The organism is Sphaerospermopsis aphanizomenoides BCCUSP55, from assembly GCF_001586785.1.
Lineage (GTDB): Bacteria > Cyanobacteriota > Cyanobacteriia > Cyanobacteriales > Nostocaceae > Sphaerospermopsis_A > Sphaerospermopsis_A aphanizomenoides_A.
The window spans coordinates 1-21123 of the sequence record NZ_LUFH02000020.1 but is presented as its reverse complement, the minus strand read 5'-3'; the positions used below and the strand labels follow the sequence as shown (position 1 = coordinate 21123).

Genomic DNA, 21123 nt, shown 5'->3' with positions numbered 1-21123 from the left:
CGAATCACATAACTGATTAGCACTACAGCAGTGCTATAATTGCCTAGGGCTGCTTAAAGATTTTTAACAATTCTGATCAGCCCTAGGCATTTGTGTTTTTGTGTTCAGCAGAATAACCCAATTACACTGGGTCATTTGCACGATTTTCAGTAATTAGCCTGGAATTGAGAACCTGAATTTTCCGGTCGATCTCTTTCGTCCTGACTGGTGGCTCTAATGACAGGCAATATACCCGTAATGACAACGCATTATAGCAATTGTCATAAAAATTGCAACTGATTTTTAGATTTATTTAATTTATGGGTAGCTACTGAATCACAGCACTGCAAAAAAAATTTGGAGACACCATGAGTTTTGAGCAGAAACAACGCGCCTTAATTACTGGTGCGAGCAGCGGAATTGGGAAAGCAACGGCTTTGGCCTTTGCCAAGGCGGGAATAGATGTCGCCTTGGTTAGCCGTTCTGAGGATAAGTTGGAAGCAGTAGCAGCAACAGCAAAAGAAACAGGAGTGGAAGCACAAGCCTTTTTTGTAGACCTAGCTGATTTGTCCCAAGTACAAGCCAAAATCCAAGCGATCGCTCATGAATTCGGCGCTATAGATATTCTGGTCAACAATGCTGGTATGGGATACACAGCCAACTTAAGCGAAACTCCTTTAGCAGACTGGCAACAGGTAATGGATTTAAATCTCACCAGTGTCTTTCAGTGCATGATGGGAATTTTGCCAATGATGCGGCAACGAGGCAGTGGCACAATTATCAACGTGGCCTCCATTGCTGCTAAACAAGCTTTTGCTGGTTGGGGGGCATACTGTGTTAGCAAAGCTGGTTTATTAGCACTTTCTCAAACCCTAGCACTTGAAGAAAAAAGCCACGGTATTCGTGTTATTTCAATATGTCCAGGTTCTGTCAATACAGAAATTTGGGACACCGAAACAGTTCATGTTAACTTTGACCGTTCCAAAATGTTAACTCCAGAAATTGTGGCTCAGACAATTCTGTACACAGCCTTGTTACCACAGCAAGCAGTGATTGAAGAATTAACCCTGATGTCTAATGCTGGCATTCTCTAATTAGTAATTGAGTCATTGATTGTTTTCATGACCAATTACCAATTGCCCTTCGGGAAGGCGAAGCGCCTAGATGGGAAAAACCCCCAAGACCGCGCTGACTCACCAATTATCAATTGCCAATTACCAATTACTAATTACCAAGACTCATACCATGACTATCGCCAGTTCCAACGGTTCCAATCGCTCACAATCTCCTCTGATTTCTGACTTAGCACAAGCCATAAATACCAGACCTGACCGCAATACTCATGATGGCAGACAACCAAATTTGCAACCTCCTTCCGAGGAAAACATGGAGCAAATGATGGAAGCTGTGCGGACAATGCTCATCGGTGTTGGAGAAGATCCAGAACGGGAAGGACTTCTGAAAACACCTAAGCGTGTAGCTGAAGCTATGAAGTTTCTCACTAGTGGCTATAATCAATCTTTAGAAGCACTGGTGAATGGTGCCATTTTTGATGAAGGGCATAACGAGATGGTGCTGGTTAGAGATATCAATTTCTTTAGTCTCTGTGAACATCATATGTTGCCATTTATGGGTAGAGCGCACGTTGCTTATATCCCTAATCAAAAAGTTGTCGGTTTAAGTAAGTTGGCGCGAATTGTGGAAATGTATTCTCGTCGTTTACAAGTCCAAGAAAGGCTAACTCGACAAATTGCTGAAGCAGTTCAAACTATTCTTGAACCTAAAGGTGTTGCTGTTGTCATGGAAGCCAGCCATATGTGTATGGTCATGCGCGGTGTACAAAAACCGGGTTCTTGGACAGTTACCAGTTCAATGCTGGGTGTGTTCCAAGATGAACAAAAAACCCGTGAAGAATTCTTGAACTTGATTCGTCATCAAGCTGCATTCTTTTAGTAATTAGGGTTTGCTGAGAAAGTTTTTCATGGAGACAGGGAACAGGGAACAGGGAACACAAGGCAAGAGGCAAAAGTTAATATTCTCCCCCTGCTTCCCCAACTTCCCCTGCCTCCCCGGCTTTCTTCACTGTCACCTGCCATAAAATCCTTAAATCCTGGATATCCTGATATGGCTTGCGCCACGCTGCGCTATCAGACCAATATAGTCTTCAACCTAGCAAACAACAATTCAACTTTATCCAAATCTTTATCCCCTGGTGAAAGTTCCACACCACTAGATAAATCAATTCCATCGGGATGAATTTGACTTAAAGCTGTTAAAATATTATCCGGTGTGAGTCCTCCAGCTAAAAACCAAGGACGACTAGGACTAAATGCTTGTAACATTTGCCAGTCTAAAGTTTGACCTGTACCTCCTAATTGTTGAGGATGATAGGCATCAAGTAGTAAAGCATCTACATAATCAATATAATTGGCTGTAGTTTCTAGATGTTGTAAATTGCGAACTCGCAAAGCTTTAATAATTTCTACATCGGGTAAAGACTGACGCAATTGGTAACAAAATTCTGGTGATTCATCTCCGTGTAACTGCACACCAGTTAATCCAGATGCCATTACTGTTTGATTGATTTGTAAAATGCTACTGTTGGCAAAAACGCCAATTCTATCAATATTTTTGGGTATTTGTGCTATTACTGCCTGAACTTGCTCTATGGTGACGTAGCGTGGAGAGGTTGGTACACAAATGAATCCAAGTGCTGTTGCACCTAGAGAAGCTATCGCTATAGACTGCTGTGGTTGAGTGATGCCGCAAATTTTAACCCGCATTTAAGTTTGAGAAATTAAAAATAATTACAAAACTAAACTAAATTAGCCGAAAAACTTTTGCTTTGTCCTACGTAATTCTATAATTTTGTAGGCTTACTTTCATTTTTTCATTTTAGGAGAATACATCTTGTTATCATCTATCTTACTAGCCGCAGCATCCGTTCCCGCAACACCTGAGTGGAGTCCTACAGTCGGAATCATTATCAGTGCCAGCTGTTTTGTTGTGCTTTTATTGAGTTTAGCAAGTAAAGCCCCCAAAGTTGGACCCCAATTCCCTTTACTTCCCGTTAGTGTGGCAGGGTTTATCGGTGCAATGGCTTTTGGTCATGTAATTGGTATTGGTATTGTTTTGGGACTGACTAATATTGGTCGTTTATAAGTACAATTTGCTACTCTCTGTTCCTATAGAGTAAAAATTATGCGGTAAGTAATCGTATTTTTACTTATCGCTTTTTTATAGAGATGATCTTAAACTCTGATACAGCAGGTGATTCCCAATCCAAAATCCAAAATCCAAAATCCAAAATGGTATTACGAATTATCAATTACACTAATTGGAAAAATAATTACGACAAATGGATTTACTGCTTCCAGACAGAGAAAAGGATTCTGAATCCAAAATCTAAAATCTAAAATCCAAAATAGTATTGTGTTTGAATAACAAAAATACAATCAAATATGTAAGAATTCAGGAGTCAGGAGAAGCTACGCAGACCTCTGGTGCAGAAGTCAGAATATTTTTTGGTAGCAGGAATCCTCCATCAGCAAGTTTTTTCATCAATGATCAAGAATGACTAGAAAACTCTAATTCATTCTCAATCCTGTATTCTTGATCCTCAATCCTTACTAAAATATTAAGTAAGTTGGTAGGGAAAAACCAAGGTATGTAACAAAATGTAAAATCGCTAAAAGTCTTTCCCCTCTTGCCTTTTGCCTTTTGCCTTTTGCCTTTACCACAACGATAATTTTCAACGCCTACCTACTTACCTTCCTTTTGACAGAAGAATCAGCTAGTTGAGCAGACAGAAGATAAAGATGAGTGTCTTTAGAGATGGAAATCATCCAAATTCTAAGGATTAATTAGCTGATTTACCCAGAAGGAATAATCGTTATGTCATCAATATTATTAGCAGTTCAAGCTACTGTTCCCAACACTGTAACAACGTGGAACTGGTCAAAAACAGCAGTTATCGTTGGCAGCTGTCTATTAGTGCTTGTCCTTGCTGGCTGGTCGATTCGCTATCCTCGTGTCGGTCTGAAAATGCCTTTACCTTTTCCAGCATTATTTAATCATCCCAGTGTTGGTACATTTTTAGCAGCAATGAGTTTTGGTCATATTATCGGTGTCGCTGCGGTTTTAGGTTTGACTAATCTTGGTATTTTATAGGGATTTTTTAGGAGGTGACAGAGAATAGGGAATAGGGAATAGGGAATAGGTAATAGGTAATAGGGAATAGGCAAAAGTTAGAAGTTTATTCTCAGTTACTAGCCCCATCTCCCCATCTCCCCATCTCCCTACACGCTGTTGATGAAAGGTGACTGAGTTGAGAGTCTGTTGAGATCTAAGTTTTCTCATCTGTTAGAGTTGCTAATAAAAGCACTTGGCGCATAAAACTTGTCAAGTGCTTTACTGACCAACTAAAAATGCATAGTAAATATTTATTTTTAGGAAGATATAATGCAAAAAAATTGGCAAATTGGATCTTTATTTGGTATTCCTCTGTTTTTAGACCCGTTGTGGTTTGTAGTTTTGGGATTGGCAACCTTAAATTTTGGGGTTGCTTACCAACAATGGGGAAATGTCACCGCTTGGAGTGCTGGACTAGTAATGGCACTGCTTTTATTTGCATCTGTGCTGTTGCATGAGTTGGGTCACAGCTTGGTAGCACAGTCTCAAGGAATTAAGGTTAACTCCATCACGCTGTTTTTCTTTGGGGGAATTGCTGCGATAGAGGAAGAATCAAAAACACCGGGTAAAGCTTTTCAAGTAGCGATCGCCGGTCCTGGGGTAAGTGTTGTCCTATTTTTACTGCTACATTTAGTGTCTTATGTCATCCATGATACTACTCTCATCAGTTTCATGGTCAGGGATTTAGCCAGAATTAACTTGATAGTGGCTTTATTTAACTTGATTCCTGGTTTACCGCTGGATGGGGGGCAGGTGTTAAAAGCGGCACTCTGGAAAATCACAGGAGATCGCTTTCAAGCCGTACATTTGGCAGCTAGGTCTGGACAGATTTTAGGTTATGGTGCGATCGCTTTAGGATTTGCAGTAGATTTTTTGACCAAGGAATTTATCACGGGTTTGTGGATAGTGTTATTAGGTTGGTTTGGGATTCGCAATGCTAACAGCTACGACCGCGTAACCACATTACAAGAAACTCTGCTGAAGTTAGTTGCTGCTGATGCTATGACCCGTGATTTTCGTGTAGTTGATGCAGATCAAACATTGCGGGAGTTTGCTGACTTATATCTTTTAGAATCATCTTCCCCCCATATTTACTTTGCTGCTGCTGATGGACGTTACCGGGGTTTGGTAAAAGTTGACGATTTGCGAACCACCGAAAGAAGTGAATGGGAAACCCAAACTTTGCAAAGCATTGTCCATCCCCTCACCACAATACCTACTGTTACCGAATCAACTTCCTTAGCAGAAGTAATTAACAAGCTAGAAAAGGAACAGCTACCCCAAATCACGGTACTTTCTCCTGCGGGTGCTGTAGCTGGTGTGATTGACAGGGGGGATACTGTCAAGTGTTTGGCACAAAAATTAAATTTGCGAATCACTGAAGCGGAAATTAAGCGGATTAAAGAAGAAGGCAGTTTTCCTCCAGGGTTGCAACTAGAAGTCATAGCAAAGTCAGTAGTTAATGGGTGAAAAGTGTGTAGGGAGAGGACTTCCAAATTAAAAAAATAACTGCCTTGTTCGATATCAGGTTAGGACATTAAACAAAACTAAAACTTAGACACTCAAAGGCTTTTACCACTGTCACCTGTCACCTGCTATAGCTTACGTTGCAACAAAAAACCCCAGCGGTACAGCTGAGGTCGTTGGGAGAAGATCAAATGTCAACAATAGAAAACCGATGTCAGTATTTCTTAACTAGTACCAAGAACCACCATGACTAAAACGATGATTTATCGTGCAGTAACTAGACCGATTTGTTGAGATGGACGGACTAATTACCCCTGGGTTTCAATCGTTTAGTCCTTGAGTATGCCGTTCTCTTCGATTTAGTAGTTGGTATTAGTTAACTTATGTTAACAATGTTAACAACTTCTTTACATTTTGTCAACAGATGATAAAACGTAGACTCTAAAAGACTTTTATTCCTGTCATCTGTCACCTGTCACCTTTCACCTGTCTACCTGCTTAACTTTTAACGAATGTCCATTCCAGCACATTGATGGGAGCTTGACGAAGAGCTTGAGAAAGTTCTTGACAGTGGTTAAACTTGACCTGAGACAAACTACAGGCTTCGACATTGACTGTAAATTGTTCATTTTCAAAAGGCCAGGGTTGAACAGTTACTAAACCATCGCGGTGTTGCATAATGTCATAACGTTTTCCATCATGGCCTGGACTAATTTCTAGCCATCGTTCATCAGCTGGTAGTTCTTGTTGACAAAGGATCAAAGACAGGCGATCGCACCATTGCATAAAAGCATAAGCTGCATCTATCTGTTCCTGCGCGATTCCTAATTCTGTCTGCAAATGCTGTTGGCGCTTAAGTTGCTCATCTAGAAATATATCTAATTCTTCCAGTTGACCGCGCCGAGGTTCATTAATACGGCTAATGTGCTTGGAAATTAATAAAGCCACCCATCTACCCCGGTAAAGAGCATTTTCTGCCAAACTAGCCATTTTGGGGATATCTATATCTGTACTCAGCATAAAATCCATTGGCGCACCTGCGTCAGTTAGATTGTCTTCCTCCCATTCTTTTTCTAAATCATCATGGTGAGAAATTGCGGCTAAAGTTTCATACAATCTAGCGGGAGCATTTTGGCGTTGCCATTGTCCTGCTAATTGAGCCGCAAGTAAAGCATGAGCGCGATGGTAAATGATTTCCCAACCATTTTTTGTGGGATTGACAATCATAGTAATTCGTAATTCGTAATTCCTAATTCATAATTAATAAATTTAAATAGGGGTGGAAAAATCCACCCTAAGTAATGCAAAACTGCGGCTTAATTACAATCTGCCTCTTATCAAGTTCGAGATTCTAAAGGATTGGCAACGTAATTAAATGTGGGTTCGGAGTTCCAAGGGCCACGCTGTTCTTGGTCAGTCCCATTTGTTGATAAGTTGTAATACAGAGAGACAGTTTCATCTGGTTGAACATTACCAAATAAAGGATCAGTTAACTTACCCAAAGAATCTAGAGCTTTCATAAACATTTGGGTATGAGAAATTTCTCTTGTTAAAAGATGAACTAAAGTATTTTTAGTTCCCTGATCTGTTGCTAATTTGATTAACTCCTCGTAGGTTTGACGAGCGCCAGCTTCTGCGCCAATATTAGCACGTAAATCACGGACAACATCACCACCTTCATTCAGGTAATTTGCAGTCCAAGCATGACCTTGACTATCAAGAAAATGGGGACCAATGCCACGAAGTGCGAAAAGAGTGCTTTTGTAAGCTTCGGTTTGGTCGGTATTTTTGGTATGAGCTTCAATGAGTTTAGCAACCATTTCTAAATGACCGAATTCTTCAATGGCAATATCTTGGAGCATATCCCGAATGCCTGGATTTTCGACATGAAAAGATTGCACCCAATATTGCAAAGCTGCTGTTAGTTCTCCTGTTGCACCACCAAATTGCTCTAGGAGTAATTGAGCAAAACGTGGGTTAGATTCATCAACTTGGACAAAATGAATTGGTTCTTTTTTGTGAAAAAACATACAATTAATTAAAGATTCAAAATTCAAAATTCAAAATTCAAGACTTATGATCGATTTAAGCTCTGCTACTTCGTTGGAATAGCGCCCATAAATAAATTGCTATGACAGAGCCAATGATTGCTACCACAACTCCAGGAATACTTAAAGTAGCAGTCGCAAATTGTAGAGTACCTGTGCGGAATATCGTAAACAAAGTTCCACCGATAAAAGCACCAACAATACCCAAAATTATTGTTGAGAGAATACCGCCGCCTTGATAACCTGGATAAAGAGCTTTGGCGATCGCACCAGCTAATAGTCCTAAAATTACCCAAGCAATAATATTAATCATTGCTGATTGACCTCTAAAATTTAGTTCGTATCAATTTTATCTATGATCAAAAGTTGTTATTTCTATCAAATGATAGATTCATGTCCATCAAAAGGTGGAAATAATTGATATTTATTTGCAAAATATATGCTTAAAAATAACCCCGACTTCTTCAAGAATTCGGGGATATGTCCGGGTTTTTCATAAAGGAAAGAGGATTGGTTTTACCAATTCCCAATTACCAATTCCCAATTACCAATCACCCATTACCAATCACCATATTTAAATTGCACGAGAGAATTTTGTTGCTCTAGTTCTGCTATGGGTATCGAAATTAACAGCAATGTTTCGCACCAGCAATCTACCAGTATCAGTGATTTGGATTTCGTCGGCTAATAAATTTACAAGTCCATCATTTTCTAGGGGTTTTAACTCTTCTAGTTCCTGAGAAAAATATCCATCAAAATTGATGTGATATTTACGTTCAATGTCTGACTTATGTAGCTGAAAGTGAGACATAATGGACATAATTACATCCCGTCTGATGATGTCATCTGGGGTTAATTTAATGCCTTTACTGGTGGGAATAACACCTGCTGAAATAGCTTGATAATAGTCCTTTAATCCTTTATGGTTTTGGGCATAGGCATCTTCTAGCATACTAATAGATGTAGCACCGAAGCCAAAAAGTTCTGTTTCTGCGTGGGTGGTATAACCTTGGAAGTTACGTTTTAAAGTACCATTGCGTTGAGCGATCGCTAATTCATCATCATGTTTAGAAAAATGATCCATCCCAATAAACAGATACTTGTTACTTGTTAACTCCTCAATAGTCATTTTGAGAATATCTAACTTTTCCTGTGCGCTGGGTAATGTATTTTCAGAAATTCTTTTCTGCACAGGTTTCATCCAAGGTACATAGGCAAAATTAAACACCACAATTCGGTCAGGATCTAAAGCGATAGTCTTTTTGACCGTTTCCTGAAAAGTATGCAGAGTTTGGTAGGGTAAACCATAAATTAAGTCTACATTGATACTAGCAAAATTAGCATCCTTAATCCAATCCATTGCATCAAACAGCATTTTTTCTGGTTGGATACGGTTTACTGCTTCTTGCACTTCTGGGTTAAAGTCTTGGATACCAAAACTTATACGATTGAAGCCAATATCTCTCAGAAATCGAATGTATTCTTTATTGATGTAACGGGGGTTAATTTCAATCGAGACTTCTGCTTGTGAATCAATAGTGAAATAACGATTAATTTTATTCCACAAAAATTCCACTTGGTGCATATCTAAATAATTCGGTGTACCTCCACCCCAATGCACTTGAAGCACTTTTCTGCTTGTATCAATCAATTCTGTGGTGTTGTGAATTTCTTGTACCAAATTTTGTAGATAAGGTTTGGCAATATTCTTGTTATTAGAAATTACCGTATTACAGCCACAGAAATAACAAGCAGTCTGACAAAAAGGAATGTGGAAATACAAAGAGAGAGGTGTTTGACGTTGATTTGAGGTAATGATGGATCTTTCAAAGTCTTGGGCGGTGAATGTTTCACTTAACTCTGTAGCGGGTGGGTAACTGGTGTATCTGGGTGCGCGGGTGTCATACTTTTTAATCAGGTCCAGATCAAATTTTACACCAGGTAATAGAAAGACCATTAAAACCTCCGAGTGACTTTTAATTTACTGCTAGTGATTGTAGGAATTTGGGATTTTTGATGGGAATAATGATGCTTATTTTTCCCAATTGATTGTTGTAAGATTGGCAATTTTTTATTACAAAGTGCCAATATATTTGTATGTTTCAGATGCCAATACTGAAACGAACTAGCTAGGACTTACCTGAAGAAACCCGGTGTTGATTAAAAATACTATATCAAACTAGGTCGTTATATGTAGCTCGACCTAAAGCTTGAATTAAAATAGGTTCTAATTCTTTAATTATCTCCATATTCAAGGAGAAAGCATAATTAGCTTCCGCAACAATTTTGTCAGCACTAGTATCATCAACGGGTACGGTATCTAATGCTTGACGATACTTGTTTTTGAATGCTTGTTTATCAGGAATTTGCTCGAAGTTGTAAAACTCAGTTCCTTCATATCCAGATAGTTTTAAGGCTGACTGAGCAATTTTTTGTAGCATTTGTCCACCAGAAAGATCACCCATATAACGAGTATAGGTATGACCTAATAACAAAGCAGGTTCATGGGTAGATAGTTGGTGAATACGGGCAATGTAATTTTGAGTAGCTGCTGATGGTTTAATGAAGTGTCGCCATAGATTACCATAGTAAAATAGCATATCTTTTTCTAGAGATGCTTGGCGATTTAGTTCAGGAAAATACATGACACTAATTACAGGATGTTGTTTATGCTTCTCAATTGCTGCTTCTAGTTCACTGTAAACAAAATACAGGTTACTCAAAAATTTACTAAAGCATTCTCTATCAACAACTCCTTTGACAAAACATTTCATAAAACCGACATTTTCAGCGTCTGTATGAGCTTGTTGAGTACCAGAACGCAGTTTGATGGCTAAATTATTACTCATTGTTGCTTCCTTCATGTTCACGCGCAAATTTGCTCAATAGTCATCGACTTGTTTATCAGTTCGCCGTCGATACCACAGCCAGAAAATTGCTATTGTAGAGATGTGGTGTTCTGCACCAATCTATCCAGCAAGCACCAATGCCGATATAGATTCATGGCTATTTTTATCTCTTACAAAATATTTAACTATTAATCTTCTTATTAATATAAAGATATTCATATTTCTTTAGACTTTCGTGAGTACAATTACTCTATATAAAAAATGTCTGAATCAGGATTTACAGGATATCACGATTTTTATGATTAAATTTTGAATTATTAAGGGTTTTCGATTATAATCAAATAAAAAAGGATACCATCATGAATACATCTGTCAAAACCCAACAGCTGCAAAAATAAAAATGAGTAAGTAGATATATCAAAATTTAATTGCCATAATTAAAACAGTAAATTCAATCACTATTAAAACTATGAAATTTACGAATTTAAAACTTACCTTTGTTTTCATTCTAGCCAGTTGCATCTTTTCCCAACCTGGTTACACCCAAGATACCGCAGCAAAAACATCTAAACTAACTCAAGAAGCGACAAGATTACGTCAACAAGGTACAACAGGATTACAAACTTTTCTCAAATCTCATATTAACGATTTAACATCACCACAAATCAAAACAGCTTTAGACCAATTATGTCAACAAAGAGATTGTTATGCTTCTAAATTGTATTGGTACACTGATTTAGAACAAGCTAAAGCTGCGGCAAAAATTAGTGGTAAACCCATTCTTTCTTTACGGTTGTTAGGTAGATTAGATACAGACCTCAGTTGTGCTAACAGCAGATTTTTTAGAGTCGCATTATATCCAAACGCGGAAATTTCTCAGTTATTAAGAGACAACTTTATTTTACACTGGCAAACAGTACGACCTGTTCCCAAAGTAACTATTGATTTTGGTGATGGACGCAAATTAGAAAGAACAATTACAGGTAATAGTATTCATTACATTTTAGATAGTTCTGGTCGTCCGATTGATGCTATTCCCGGACTTTATGGACCAAAGGCTTTTCTAAAACAACTTAAACAAGCAGAGGTCATAGCAACTGATTTGAATAAACGTAGCGGTACAGAATACGCAAATTTATTACAACAATATCATCTGCGTCGTCTTGATAATATTCAGAATCAATGGAGAGAAGATTTATCAAAATTGGGTATTCAATCTCCACCTGAGTTAGTAACATCCGTTAATAATTCTACTTCACCTCCTAGCGCGAGAGTTGCAGGTTCTCTGGCAGTTTCTAAGGCGCGTGTAGAAACACCAATTATCAATGCTATTCAACCAGAAACTTTAGATAATACACCTAATCCTTTAGCAATTATTGACCAACCAACTTGGAATAGATTAGCTCAATTATATCAGGCTGATGCTAAACTTGATGGCAATAGCATTGCTTTAATTCATGCTAAACAATTACCAAATACAACAGACAGAAATAATTTATCCAGAGTAATTAGCAATTTTGAAACAGTCATGGCTTTAGATACAGTCAGAAATGAATATCTATTTCATAGACAAATTCATCAATGGTTTTTACAAGGAAATGCAACATCTGAGGTGAATAAATTTAATGAAAAAGTTTATGCTGAACTGTTTCTAACTCCTAGTTCTGATCCTTGGCTGGGTTTAGTGAATAATGATACTTATAGTGCAATTGATAATGGTGGAATTGTTGAGAATTCAACCTCAAGAAGCCGATAAAATTTCAGGCAATTGCTAAAACTAATCACGTGATTTTGTACAATTTATTTTCAATAATTTAACTGATGACTACTAATAACTATTCATGCTTAGATAAATTTACAAGCATAAAATAGTCAAAGGAGTATCATGGTCAAGTCTTTGGAAACTCCCCCAGTTGAGTTGTTGAAACCAGGTGTCAAAGCGCCTGTTCAAGAAACATTATTAACACCCCGTTTTTATACCACAGACTTCGATGCTGTGGCGAAAATGGATATTTCTGCTTATGAAGCGGAAATTAGGGCTGTAGTTGATGAACTCAAGGCTGATTATAACCGCCATCACTTTGTTCGTGATGATGAATTTAAACAATCTTGGGATCACATTCAGGGTGAAAAAAGGCTGGCTTTTATTGACTTTTTAGAACGGTCTTGCACTTCTGAATTTTCTGGATTTTTACTTTTTAAAGAGTTATCCCGTCGTATCAAAGATAGTAACCCATTGTTGTCAGAAGCATTTGAATATCTAGCGCGGGATGAAGCCCGTCATGCGGGTTTTTTGAATAAGTCAATGGCAGATTTTAATCTTTCCCTGGACTTAAGTTATCTCACCAAAAATCGTACTTATACTTTCTTTCCTCCAGAGTGGGTAATTTACACAGTTTACCTCTCGGAGAAAATTGGCTACTGGCGTTATATTTTAGTATATCGCCACATGGCAGAAAATCCAGAATTCCAGTTTTATCCTTTATTTAGAAAGTTTGAAAGCTGGTGTCAGGATGAAAATAGACACGGGGATTTCTTCAAGGCTTTGTTACGTTCTCAACCCCAATTATGGAATAATTGGAAAGCACGTTTATGGGTGCGATTCTTCTTATTAACTGTGTTTGTAACCCATACAATGACTGTGTTTGAACGGTCAACTTTCTATGAAATATTAGGAATTCATCCCCGTAAATACAATACTCAGGTAGTTACCGAAACCAACAAAACCGCAGCTAGGGCTTTTCCAGTTATTCTGGATACAAGTCATCCCTATTTCTTCTGGAATTTGGAACAATGTGCAATCAATAATCAGAAATTGATTGAACTCAATAACAGCAAAAAATTGGGAATTGTGAAGTTCTTCCAAAAAATACCATTGATTAAAAATATCGTCTGGTATATGTTGAAACTTTACCTAATTAAACCTATCGACACAGAAAAAACTCGTCAGACTGTTTGTTAATTTTAGTTGGGTTGTATTTTTGATAGTGTGAATTATTCTGAATTTTTAATCTCGCGTAAATCCTTATCAATTGATAATTGATAATTGATAATTGATAATTGTTTAATTCAAGGTTTAAAACCTCTCCTTTCAAGGAGAAAAAAATAAAAAAGTTCCTATTTCCTAAGTCTCTTACTTCTAGGGAGAGGTAATTGTCAATTGTCATCATCTCTCTGGCTGCTTTGAGAAGTTTGAGATGTTATTATTCCGCTTCTTTACATAAATTTATGTGTAATTTAATGCTATAAGCTGTAAAATCTTCATGTCCTAAAAATCCACAAGGTTATGAGGATTTTAATACAGGCTTATCGCTGGCTGATTTTATTAGTTGGTTTATTGGTTTGTTTAATTGCTGTTTTTGCAGGGTTTCAGGTGTTTGCTGGACAACCTCAACCACACAATGCAGTCATTTTCGTCACTGATGGTTTGCGACCGATGACTGTTAATTCTACTGATACTCCCACTTTACAGTCAATTCGAGAACAGGGTGTGAATTTTGTTAACAGTCATTCTCTGTTTCCTACTTTTACCACAGCTAATGCTTCTGCTATTGCTACAGGTCATTATCTCGGTGATACGGGAGATTTTAGCAATACTATTAAAGTTAAAGACCCAGTTAAAAGTGCTAAAAATAGTTTAGTGCCGTTTTTGGAAAATGACGCAGTTCTCAAAGAAGTTAACCAACAATTCGGTAATAATTTTCTGAATGAAGTCAGTCTTTTAGCTGTAGCGAAAAAATCCGGTTTTAGCACTGCGGCTGTGGGTAAATTAGGCCCAGTTTTAATTCAAGATGTAACTCAAGAACAAGGTGAACCGACTATCATTATTGATGATGCTACCGGGACATCTAGCGGAATTACTTTGAGTTCAGAAGTTAGTAAATTATTCACTAAAAATTCTTTACCTTTAGTCACTCCATCACGGGGAGAAAATGGCAAATCTGGTGATAGTAAAACTCCGGGTACGAAGGTAGCGAATATTGAACAACAAAAATATTTTGCTGATGTGACAACTAAGGTAATTTTACCGCTTTTCAAACAACGAAAAAAACCTTTTGTCTTGGTTTATTGGTCACGTGATCCCGATGGAACACAACACAATCATGGTGATAGTTTGAATCAGCTTGTTCCTGGTATCAATGGTGCTACTGTTCAAGCAGCAAGACGAAATGTTGATAATAATTTAGCTCAGATTCGCGCAACTCTCAAAAAATTAGGTTTAGAAAAAACCACCAATATTTTTGTCACTGCGGATCATGGTTTTTCCACAATTAGTAAAGAAAGTCAAACCAGTTATGCGGCAAGTCTCAGTTATGAAAATGTACCGACAGGGTTTTTACCTCCTGGTTTTTTAGGAATAGATTTAGGTCATGATTTAGAACTTTCTTTATTTAACCCAGATCAAGAAAATGCACTGGTTAAACCGACCCAGAGGCAATTTTCTAAAAATAGTATTTTAGGTAAAGACCCGCAAAATCCAGATATAGTTATTGCTGGTAATGGTGGTTCTGATTTAATTTATTTACCAAATTTACCAAATCCTAAAAATCAAAAAAATTACGCCAAAAAGATTGTTAATTCCCTACTTAAACAAGATTATGTGAGTGGTTTGTTTGTCAATGATGCTTTGGGAAATATTGCTGGTACATTACCTATGAGTGCGGTGAAATTGCAGGGAACAGCGCGAACTCCTACACCTACAATTGTAGTGAATTTCCGTTCTTTTGATACGGGTTGTGGAGTACCAACAGCTTGCGGTGTAGTTGTGGCTGATACTACTTTACAACAAGGACAGGGAATGCATGGAAGTTTTAGTCGTGCGGATACTTTTAATAACATGACTGCGATCGGACCCGACTTTAAAAAGCAATATGTTGATAAAGCACCTGTAAGTAATGCAGATGTGGCTGTAACTTTGGCAAAGGTATTAAATTTAAAAGTTCCTACTCAGGGTAAGCTGGTGGGAAGGGTGTTAAATGAGGCTTTACGTGGTGGTGTGAAAAAGGTAAATTTTCAGTCTCACGTTTTGGAATCTGCGCCGGCTGAAAATGGGTTAAAAACGGTTTTGAAATATCAGACTGTGGGTAATACTCGCTATTTTGATGTTGCGGGATTTCCTGGGAGGACTTTGGGGTTGTAATTGCCTTAATCACGGATTTACAGGATTTTAGGATGAACAGGATGTGGTTATAATTGATTTGAGGAAGATTTCAAAAATCTAACCTAGATATTAAATCATGTTCATCCTTTAATCAAAAAGACCCTGTTATAACATTAATATAGATATAGGAATCTGGTTTGATATCTGAAATTATCTATGTAGGCAGGCAAGAGGCACTCATGCAAGAGGCAAAAGGGTTTCAGAGAATTTAGGTATACGGAGTTTTTTTCAAAAATCAAATATGAGTCCTATATGAAATGAAATACCAGATTTCTCGCCATGCACAAACAGAAATGGAAAGACGACAGATTTCTGTTTCCTTAGTTGAATATGTTTTGGAAAATCCTCAACAAATAATACTAGAAAGAGAAGGAAGAAAAGTATATCAATCGAAAATTGATTTTGGCAATGGTAAACTTTTCTTACTGCGTGTTATTGTTGCAGATGATGTTGACCCCAAAGTTGTGGTTACTGTTTACCGTACTAGCAAAATTGAGAAATACTGGAGAGAAGTATGAAAATAACATACAATGCAGAAGTTGATGTTTTAAGAATCATATTCAGTGATGTGCAAGTTGAAGAAAGTGATGAAGAAAAACCAGGAATCATTTTAGATTATGACGAATTTGGGAATATGATCGGAATTGAAATACTAGATGCTTCTAAACGTATGGATAATCCTTGTTCAGTAGAGTATTCTGTTAGTAATTCTTAGGTAAATTCTCAATCCTGTTCATCCTAAAATCCTGTAAATCCTGATATGCCTTACGCCACGCTACGCTATCAGACAAGCCTTAGTAAAATTTATTACCTAATCCCTAGCCCAAACAATAACCATCTATACATTACCAGCTGGATAGAGATAAAATTGAAAAGTATCCGGCATTTGCCCTCACGGAGATTTTGGCCTGATGTTGCTGTGCCTCAGAATTGAGAATTTTGCCCTCATCGACCAACTGGAATTGGATTTTGGCGCTGGGTTGAATGTGTTGACAGGGGAAACAGGCGCGGGAAAGTCGATTATTCTAGATGCGATTGATGCGGTTTTGGGTGGGAAAGTCTCTAGTCGTGTGATTCGCACCGGCACTAGTCGCGCTTTGGTAGAAGGAACTTTCAGTGTCAATCCTTTTTTGGCTGCTTGGTTGAGTGAACAAGAAATTGATTTAATTGATGATAATGCTGTAGTTATTAGTCGAGAAATTGCCGTTACTATCAGTAATATCCGCAGTAGATCGCGAGTAAATGGAGTGTTAGTAAATCGGCAAATTATGGGAAGTTTGCGGGATCACTTGGTGGAAATTACCGCCCAAGGTCAAACGGTACAAGTGGGACAATCTGCCCAAGTCAGAGATTGGTTAGATTTATATGGTGGTGATGCTTTAATTCAACAACGGCAAAAAGTGGCTGTTGCTTATAGTGCATATCAACAAGCACACCAAACTTTGGAAAAACGCCGCACTTCGGAAAGAGAACGTTTACAACAACTCGATTTACTCACCTATCAAGTTCAAGAATTGAGTGCCGCGAATCTCGATGATCCGCAAGAAATGGAACAATTAACCCAGGAAAGGGAACGCCTCAATCATGTTGTTGATTTGCAACAAATGAGTTATAAAGTTTATCAAGCTTTGTATCAAAATGAAGATGAAACTCCTACGGCGGCTGATTTATTAGGAGATAGTGAATCAATCTTAAATCATATTGTCGAGTTTGACTCTCAACTCCAACCTATTTTAGAATTAGTGCGCGATGCAGTCGCCACAGTGATGGAAGTGGGCAGACAAATTAGCATTTATGGAGAAAGTTTAGAAGCTGATCCACAGCGGTTAGAGGAAGTAGAAGAACGGATTCGGGAATTAAAACAAATTTGTCGCAAATATGGACCAACTCTGACAGAAGCGATAGCTTATTATGAACGCATTCAGATAGAATTAGCAGAACTAAATAACAGCGAACAATCAATTGAAACTTTAGAACAACAAGAACAAGTTTGTTTACAATATCTCAACCAACTTAGTCAAAAATTAACCCAACTGCGTCGTCAAACTGCGGCTAATTTAGAATCTCGCTTGTTGGCTGAACTCAAACCTTTGGCAATGGAAAAGGTAAAATTTCAAGTGGAAATTGCGCCTAGTTCACCAACAGCAATGGGTGCAGATAAAATTACCTTTATGTTTAGTCCTAACCCTGGTGAACCCATACAACCGTTAACAGAAATTGCTTCTGGTGGGGAAATGAGCAGATTTTTATTGGCATTAAAAGCTTGTTTTAATCAAGAAGATGGTGCGGAAACAATGGTATTTGATGAAATTGATGTCGGTGTATCTGGAAGAGTTGCCCAAGCTATTGCGGAAAAATTACACCAACTGAGTCAAAATCAACAGGTATTATGTGTGACTCATCAGCCTTTAGTAGCAGCAATGGCAGATAGACATTTCCGGGTGGATAAACAAGTAATTAATAAAAATGGTAACACTGAAGAACGTACTGTTGTAAGAGTTACTAATTTGGATAATTTAAGTACCCGTCGGGAAGAATTAGCACAGTTAGCAGGTGGTAAATCAGGTAACGAAGCGATCGCGTTTGCTGAGTCATTGTTGCGACACGCAACTAATCATCGTCAACAGGAAGGGTAAACAGCAACCCTGATACTATTAGTTACTTACTATCAATGTAATGTTCAGGATTTATGAAATTTGTATGTAGAATCCCCAACCCGAAATTAGAGCGATCGCACTATTTAACAGCAGCAGCTTCTAACCTGTCCAATCTAAAATCTTGAATTTTGTTAGCTGCCACAACTTCCTGCCTGATTAACTTCACCTCAGACTCTATCTGGTGAAGTTTAGTCCCGGCTGCAAAACCACCCGTAAGGAGGTAAAGCCCTGATTGTGCAGCAATGCAAGTCAGGGTGATTAATATCGCTATTCGCTCATTGTTCATAATTTCTGGAAAAGTTGAAAGCGTTAAATCTGAGCGAGAATTTCGTCAATCTTGGTTTCGATTCTGTCAAGGTCAACATCCAAAGTATTGATATCCGGACCATCGTATTGATAAATACCAATGGTGATATCCTTAAACCATTTCGGTGGCTGGATGGTTACTTTGTAATCACTTTTCACCTCATCAAAACAAATCAAATTTCTCTCACCCAGAAACAAGGGTTTTTTCTCCTCCGAGAGAGAATCACCCAGGGACGTAACTATAATTTTGCTTAGTGTACCTGCGAACTCCCAAATAGCGCCCGCAGGAACAGAGGTACTAACAGCAACTGATATTACCTGACTATCAAAAACTATAGGTACAATAAGTCTTGTGAGTCTAGCGCAAATTTCCTCTCCATCATCGGTAGTAAAACAAGTTGGAGGAATAGAGACGGTGTAAGCCAACGAAAAATTGACAGGGTTATTTAACTCCAATTGCCTCAAAGTCCAGCCCTCATAATCAACTCAGTGTGGTTTAAAAATTCCCCTACTAATTCATAGGGGTTAGGGATGTCGAAGAATTGCAGCTTGTCGCAATAATCCCGTAGAGAAATGTCACTATTCAGCCACTGTCTCCCAGCCTTGTTGATGCCCATCATGTTCTGAAACTCTTCATCGCTGGCATCAACATCAATATCAACCGACAACAAATCAATATCGTCATCCGGGACCCAGATATAACCTTCTCTTTGGGCAATCTCACTCACAAGGTTTAGCCCTCCGGAGTAAATTTGTAGGATTTCTTAACAGTGGCGGTACTACTATTTTTCCAGGCATTAGCACCGTTCGCCTTGGTTTTGATGTCGTTAACCGCAGTGTCGTAATCGTCAGTCATGGTTTTCCCCCCAAAGGGCATGGAAACGGTATCACTTGACGGTTTCTTGTATTTTCTTTTCGTAATTCTGGAAACTCTGTCTACAAATGACTCACGATTCGTAAAAGAAAGTTTAGCGAATTTGTATCTGGGATTGGTTAATATTACTGGAGTAGTCCCGGTTGCCGTTGCGAAATACTGCCCAGATAGTGCAGTCCGCAAGGCACTGGCGACATCTGACCCAACGGCAGTACCTTGAGTTGCACTCAAGATTTTTGTGGTTTCAATATATGTAACAATGGTGCCGGTGGCGTTGAACGGAATTACAAACCCACCGACCAAAACTGGTTTAGCACGACTAGTGGCAATGTTCGGAATAGCATCATAAAGAGCCTGTTTTGCATCAGGGCTTAATGCCTTCCATGCTTTGTAATTATCATAAGCAGCCTTTTGTGATTCATATCGTTCTAATTCTCTAAAACTCATAACCTGTATCTTGTGGATAATTTCTCAACCCACCATAAACCATATTTTTCCATCAACTTTTCTGGTGAAACCTATTAGGTTTTCACCAAATTTTCTAATCAAAGTTTGGACACGATTTCACAGCCACTCAACTAAACTCTGATTTCTCAGTGTGGTATCTATCAAAAAAATTGGGTTGATCAAGTTTCCCAATGAAATGTAAGCATATCTGAATCGTAGAACTGCTACGGGTCTGTATCTTCTGTTTCTGCGTGATTTACCAAGTATTGTAGTAGTGCCAGATGTGGTTGATGTTGTACTCGCCTTGTCTGGGTCATTTACCACAATGTGACTATCACCCCGATAAGTCACATCAATTGCGTTACACATCTTAGAATAAATACTTACTGCATCAGCCTTAGAGTTAACCAGCAAATAATTACCTCTAGGAAAGCCATTTTCAGGGTCAGTGTAACTCGCTGACATATTCCCCGTAGTATATGTAATTCCTTTTTTATTATCCAAAAATAAAGTTTTAATTTCATTCGCAATCGCCACCATATCATTATTGGTAATAGCTGGTTGCACACCATCGGTAGAACATGAAAATTTCATCAATCGACAACTTTTTTCATGCTCAATTAATGGCTCATCTGTTGGTTGTGCCGATGCGTCTTGAGAGAAATGAATAAACAATTGAGGATGTCCAGCAACAGGTGGAGCCGTATCAAACTTATCACCATAGACAACAGCTAAATTCTTTCTACCATAACCCATTACATTGAAAAACAAGTTATGACGCATATTCATCATCGCGTCATTATCATTATCATCAATTCGACAAGCTAATTTTAAAGATGCACGTGGCGAATTTAAATCACCATTTCCAGAAACATCCCTAAAATATCTATCTACCCTGCGATTAAACTCTGTTTTGTATGTTTGTTGGAGATGTTCAAACGGGCTAAACCCATCCGGTAATGTCATTCTAGATCCTCCCCGTCAAACAAATCTGAAAACTCAAATGGTACGGGTTGAGAATCGGCTTTACCCTGTGTTTCCTTAGCTTTCACTTCATCAGGCTCAGGAATAGGAGTAGCCTTATTCTCTGGCTTACCATCCTCTTTAACCGCCTTCACAAATTCAGTAGAAGCATTAGTTAATT

At 38.3% G+C, this 21123-nt stretch carries 23 protein-coding genes; 11 read left to right on the top strand and 12 right to left on the bottom strand.

Features of this window, described 5'->3' with window-relative positions; genetic code table 11:
• The first annotated feature begins 347 nt into the window (after positions 1-347).
• Together A0J48_RS07270 and folE are read left to right on the top strand one after the other, a co-directional pair.
• Positions 348-1073 carry an SDR family oxidoreductase gene (locus A0J48_RS07270; RefSeq protein WP_200321714.1) on the top strand — a complete coding sequence of 242 codons (726 nt, stop codon included), beginning with the start codon at positions 348-350 and terminating at the stop codon, positions 1071-1073.
• 151 nt (positions 1074-1224) lie between these two features.
• Complete coding sequence (gene folE / locus A0J48_RS07265; RefSeq protein ID WP_200321712.1) at positions 1225-1932, top strand: GTP cyclohydrolase I FolE; 708 nt, start codon at positions 1225-1227, stop codon at positions 1930-1932.
• 194 nt (positions 1933-2126) lie between these two features.
• Here folE and A0J48_RS07260 read toward each other — a convergent pair whose 3' ends face one another.
• A complete protein-coding gene (locus tag A0J48_RS07260; RefSeq protein WP_200321710.1) occupies positions 2127-2762 on the bottom strand; it encodes a phosphoribosylanthranilate isomerase in 636 nt (211 codons plus the stop codon).
• 127 nt (positions 2763-2889) lie between these two features.
• Between A0J48_RS07260 and psaK (A0J48_RS07255) the strand changes: the two genes are divergently transcribed.
• The 3 genes from psaK (A0J48_RS07255) (at position 2890) to A0J48_RS07245 (ending at position 5640) form a co-directional block, all read left to right on the top strand.
• Entirely contained in the window at positions 2890-3141 is a 252-nt protein-coding gene (gene psaK, locus A0J48_RS07255) for a photosystem I reaction center subunit PsaK (protein WP_200321707.1), read from the top strand.
• Positions 3142-3873: 732 nt separating this feature from the next.
• Positions 3874-4149: a photosystem I reaction center subunit PsaK gene (gene psaK, locus A0J48_RS07250; protein WP_200321706.1), complete on the top strand. Its 276-nt coding sequence runs from the start codon at positions 3874-3876 to the stop codon at positions 4147-4149.
• A gap of 291 nt (positions 4150-4440) precedes the next feature.
• Positions 4441-5640 carry a site-2 protease family protein gene (locus A0J48_RS07245; RefSeq protein ID WP_200321703.1) on the top strand — a complete coding sequence of 400 codons (1200 nt, stop codon included), beginning with the start codon at positions 4441-4443 and terminating at the stop codon, positions 5638-5640.
• Positions 5641-6135: 495 nt separating this feature from the next.
• Here A0J48_RS07245 and A0J48_RS07240 read toward each other — a convergent pair whose 3' ends face one another.
• From A0J48_RS07240 to A0J48_RS07220, 5 genes are all read right to left on the bottom strand, one after another.
• On the bottom strand, positions 6136-6864 hold the full coding sequence (locus tag A0J48_RS07240) for a DUF3891 family protein (protein ID WP_200321701.1): 729 nt from the start codon (positions 6862-6864) through the stop codon (positions 6136-6138).
• A gap of 110 nt (positions 6865-6974) precedes the next feature.
• Entirely contained in the window at positions 6975-7667 is a 693-nt protein-coding gene (locus A0J48_RS07235; protein ID WP_200321699.1) for a manganese catalase family protein, read from the bottom strand.
• Between the two features lie 55 nt (positions 7668-7722).
• Positions 7723-7995, bottom strand: coding sequence for a GlsB/YeaQ/YmgE family stress response membrane protein (locus A0J48_RS07230; RefSeq protein WP_200321775.1), 273 nt, complete (start codon positions 7993-7995; stop codon positions 7723-7725).
• 264 nt (positions 7996-8259) lie between these two features.
• The gene (gene hemN, locus A0J48_RS07225) at positions 8260-9642 is read right to left on the bottom strand and encodes an oxygen-independent coproporphyrinogen III oxidase (protein WP_200321697.1); all 1383 of its coding nucleotides are present in this window, start codon (positions 9640-9642) and stop codon (positions 8260-8262) included.
• 217 nt (positions 9643-9859) lie between these two features.
• Positions 9860-10534 carry a biliverdin-producing heme oxygenase gene (locus A0J48_RS07220; protein WP_200321695.1) on the bottom strand — a complete coding sequence of 225 codons (675 nt, stop codon included), beginning with the start codon at positions 10532-10534 and terminating at the stop codon, positions 9860-9862.
• Between the two features lie 469 nt (positions 10535-11003).
• Between A0J48_RS07220 and A0J48_RS07215 the strand changes: the two genes are divergently transcribed.
• The 6 genes from A0J48_RS07215 (at position 11004) to recN (ending at position 18331) form a co-directional block, all read left to right on the top strand.
• Positions 11004-12290 carry a thioredoxin domain-containing protein gene (locus A0J48_RS07215; protein ID WP_200321693.1) on the top strand — a complete coding sequence of 429 codons (1287 nt, stop codon included), beginning with the start codon at positions 11004-11006 and terminating at the stop codon, positions 12288-12290.
• A gap of 129 nt (positions 12291-12419) precedes the next feature.
• Positions 12420-13496, top strand: a complete 1077-nt coding sequence (acsF, locus tag A0J48_RS07210) for a magnesium-protoporphyrin IX monomethyl ester (oxidative) cyclase (protein WP_200321691.1) — start codon at positions 12420-12422, stop codon at positions 13494-13496.
• 324 nt (positions 13497-13820) lie between these two features.
• Positions 13821-15674, top strand: a complete 1854-nt coding sequence (locus A0J48_RS07205) for an alkaline phosphatase family protein (protein WP_200321689.1) — start codon at positions 13821-13823, stop codon at positions 15672-15674.
• A gap of 278 nt (positions 15675-15952) precedes the next feature.
• Positions 15953-16213 (top strand): DUF4258 domain-containing protein, encoded by a 261-nt coding sequence (locus tag A0J48_RS07200; RefSeq protein ID WP_200321687.1) that lies wholly within the window; start codon positions 15953-15955, stop codon positions 16211-16213.
• Positions 16210-16410: a DUF2283 domain-containing protein gene (locus A0J48_RS07195; RefSeq protein ID WP_200321685.1), complete on the top strand. Its 201-nt coding sequence runs from the start codon at positions 16210-16212 to the stop codon at positions 16408-16410. Before A0J48_RS07200 ends, A0J48_RS07195 begins: the two co-directional genes overlap by 4 nt.
• A 196-nt stretch (positions 16411-16606) precedes the next feature.
• A complete protein-coding gene (recN, locus tag A0J48_RS07190; protein ID WP_200321683.1) occupies positions 16607-18331 on the top strand; it encodes a DNA repair protein RecN in 1725 nt (574 codons plus the stop codon).
• Positions 18332-18431: 100 nt separating this feature from the next.
• On the opposite strand, the gene A0J48_RS07185 is transcribed toward recN, so the two are convergent.
• From A0J48_RS07185 to A0J48_RS07160, 6 genes are all read right to left on the bottom strand, one after another.
• Positions 18432-18638: a hypothetical protein gene (locus tag A0J48_RS07185; protein WP_200321681.1), complete on the bottom strand. Its 207-nt coding sequence runs from the start codon at positions 18636-18638 to the stop codon at positions 18432-18434.
• Between the two features lie 23 nt (positions 18639-18661).
• On the bottom strand, positions 18662-19123 hold the full coding sequence (locus A0J48_RS07180; protein WP_200321679.1) for a hypothetical protein: 462 nt from the start codon (positions 19121-19123) through the stop codon (positions 18662-18664).
• Complete coding sequence (locus A0J48_RS07175; RefSeq protein WP_200321677.1) at positions 19120-19386, bottom strand: hypothetical protein; 267 nt, start codon at positions 19384-19386, stop codon at positions 19120-19122. Before A0J48_RS07175 ends, A0J48_RS07180 begins: the two co-directional genes overlap by 4 nt.
• A gap of 5 nt (positions 19387-19391) precedes the next feature.
• Positions 19392-19979 carry a hypothetical protein gene (locus A0J48_RS07170; protein WP_200321675.1) on the bottom strand — a complete coding sequence of 196 codons (588 nt, stop codon included), beginning with the start codon at positions 19977-19979 and terminating at the stop codon, positions 19392-19394.
• A 117-nt stretch (positions 19980-20096) separates the two neighbouring features.
• Positions 20097-20945: a hypothetical protein gene (locus tag A0J48_RS07165; protein ID WP_200321673.1), complete on the bottom strand. Its 849-nt coding sequence runs from the start codon at positions 20943-20945 to the stop codon at positions 20097-20099.
• On the bottom strand, positions 20942-21123 hold a 182-nt coding region (locus tag A0J48_RS07160), incomplete at its 5' end, for a hypothetical protein (RefSeq protein ID WP_200321671.1). The genes A0J48_RS07165 and A0J48_RS07160, both read right to left, overlap by 4 nt.